Origin of the sequence: Pseudokineococcus sp. 1T1Z-3, assembly GCF_037482365.1 — a bacterium.
Classification (GTDB): Bacteria; Actinomycetota; Actinomycetes; order Actinomycetales; family Quadrisphaeraceae; genus Pseudokineococcus.
This window is the reverse complement of the sequence record NZ_JBBHZF010000045.1, coordinates 1-2,681: the sequence shown is the minus strand read 5'-3', so window position 1 is coordinate 2,681 and position 2,681 is coordinate 1. Positions and strand designations below refer to the sequence as shown.

Sequence of the window (2,681 nt, the reverse complement as noted above, 5' to 3'; positions counted from 1 at the left end):
CCCGGGACGCCGTCGCCGACGAGCACGGGCGCCGTCGTCACCCACAGGCGGTCGAGCGCCCCGGCGGCGAGGAAGCGCGAGACGGTCGTGGCGCCGCCCTCGACGAGGACCCGGTGCAGCCCCCGCGCCGCGAGGGCGGCGATGACCGCACCGACGACGTCCTCCCCCGAGGTGCAGCCCGTCAGCGGCACCACCTCGACGTGCGGCCGGTCGGCCACGGCGGCGGCCGCGGCGGCCGCGCGCGTCGCCCCGACGAGCCACAGCACGGGGGCGGTGGGGTCGCCGAAGAGGGTGGCGCCCAGCGGCGCCCGGCCCATGGGGTCGAGGACGGCGCGCACGGGGTGCGGCCCGGGGCAGGCCCGGACGGTGAGCAGCGGGTCGTCGGCGGCCACGGTCCGCACGCCGACGACGACGACGTCGACGAGCGCCCGCAGCCGGTGCAGGTGCTCGCGGTCGGCCGGGCCGCTGACGTAGCGCGCGTCCCCGCTGCGGGCGGCCGTGAAGCCGTCGAGGCTCTGGGCGACCTGCGCGACGACGAGCGGGACGCCGCCCGCCGCCAGCGGCGCGTAGCGGTCGAGGAGGTCGCCCCCCGCGGTCCCGGGCCCCTCCCCCGCGGTAGGCAGGGGGGCACCGCCGTGGGCGGCGGCGACGAGGGCGTCCCAGGGACCCGACGCCGAGGCGGCCCCGGCGGCCGCGACGGGGAGGTGGCCGAGCCGCTCCACCTTCGTCCGGCGGTACGCCGCGCTCGTCGGCCGGTCGGGGACGAGGAGGCCGACGACCTCCGCCACCTCGACGCCGGCCGCCTCGAGGGCCGCCGCCTTCGCCGGGTTGGAGGTCATGAGCCGCACGCTCGGGACGCCGAGGGCGGAGAGCACCGCGGCGGCGGTGCCGTACTCGCGCGCGTCGACGGGCAGCCCGAGCGCGGTGTTGGCGTCGACGGTGTCGGCGCCCGCGTCCTGCAGGGCGTAGGCCTTGACCTTGGCGAGCAGGCCGATGCCCCGCCCCTCCTGCCCGCGGAGGTACACGACGACGCCGCGCCCCTCGGCGGCGACGGCGCGCAGCGCGGCGTCGAGCTGGTCGCCGCAGTCGCAGCGCCACGAGCCGAGCGCGTCGCCGGTGAGGCACTCGGAGTGCACGCGGACGAGCGGCGGGCCGGCAGCGGCGTCGGACGGGTCCCCGAGGACCAGCGCGACGTGCTCGGTGCCGTCCCCGGCGCGGAAGCCGTGGAGCGTGAAGGTGCCGTGGGCGGTGGGGAGGAAGGTCGCGTACGCGAGGTCGCTGCTCGGAGCGGTCACCGGCGCTCCTTCTCCTGAGGGGACGCGGCGGCCGCGGGGGCTGCGCGCAGCAGGTGCCCGGTCCAGGTCCCTCGGGCGGTACGGACCGCGACCAGGGCCCAGGCGCCGAGGAGCCCGAGGAAGAGCGCGGCGGCAGCGACGACGAGCAGGTCTGCGCCGGTGTGGGCAGCCAGTCCGGACGTGCCGGTGACCATCGTCCCGACGGGGAAGGTGAAGGACCACCAGGTCAGGGAGAACGGCATCCCGGCCCGGGCGGTGCGGACGGTCAAGGCGATCGCGATGGCTCCCCACAGAAGGCCGAAGCCCCAGACCGGCAGGCCGAAGACGAGGCCGGCGGCCTGCAGGGCGTCGCCGTAAGGAGCCGGGAGGTCAACGGCGGCTTGGTTGCCGAGGTTGTTGGCAGCGGTGACGGACTGGCCCAGCGGGCCCAGCACGATCCACAAGGTGGGCACGGCGGCCGCGGCCCCGACCTTGTGATGGACCAGCCGTGCCCAGATCTGCGTGATGATCACCAACGAGGCGAAGAACGTGATCCCGAACATCGCGTAGCAGGCCACGAGCATGCTCAGGCGCCACTGACCGGCGGGCAGATGCGCGACCAGCGCCGCCCCCGTGGCCGCGGACACCATCGGCGGGACCACCGGCATCAGCCATCCGCCGAAGGCGGCGGCCGGCTCGACCTCGTGCTCGGTGAAGGCGCGGTAGGGGACAGCCACCGCCGTCCACAGTCCCAGGACCGTGCCGACGCACCACAGACCGGCAGCGATCCCCACCGCGGCGGTATCCCCGACGAGCGGGCCGGCCACCAGGAGGGCTCCGGCCCCGACAGCCATCAACGCCATCGCCGGCGCGCCGTAGAAGTGCGACATGACCGGGTGGGACAACCACCCCCGGGCCGTCGCGGGGTGGTGGACCCAGTGCGCAGCCGTCGCGCTGGTGACTAGCACCAGCAGCACGGCAGCCAAGACCCACACCACCTGCGCGAAGACCATCTGGCCCGGCACTTGCACCGGAAGAGTCGCCGCAGCGATGGCCACGATGCTGGTCCCCATCACCGAGGCGAACCAGTTCGGCCCGACCGAGGCCAGCACCTGCCGGCGGTCCTCCAGCGCGTGCAGGAAGCCCCTAGCGCTCCCGTCGCGCTCACGGGATCCCTGCGACCCGGCCGCCGACCCGTGCCCGGACCCGCGCCTGGACAGCGGCGGCCGGCTCGCACCGACCTGATGCCGCAGCCGGGCGGCACCTGCGTCCTGCCGGCAGGCATCGCCCGGACGAGAAGTTGTGGTCGCAGAAGTGCTCACGGGACAACCCTCGTCCCGACCGGCATGGCCCGGTAGAGGCCGTCACCCTGTACCCCTACAAGTTGGGCCTGTGGCCAGGCTAAGG

The 2,681-nt window shown here is 75.8% G+C and carries 2 protein-coding genes; both read right to left on the bottom strand.

Annotated features, from left to right (window positions below; genetic code table 11):
* On the bottom strand, window positions 1-1,295 hold a 1,295-nt coding region (ribA, locus tag WDV86_RS16070), incomplete at its 3' end, for a GTP cyclohydrolase II (protein ID WP_339568663.1).
* The gene (locus tag WDV86_RS16065) at window positions 1,292-2,386 is read right to left on the bottom strand and encodes a TDT family transporter (protein WP_339568662.1); all 1,095 of its coding nucleotides are present in this window, start codon (window positions 2,384-2,386) and stop codon (window positions 1,292-1,294) included. The genes ribA and WDV86_RS16065, both read right to left, overlap by 4 nt.
* Window positions 2,387-2,681 lie beyond the last annotated feature (295 nt).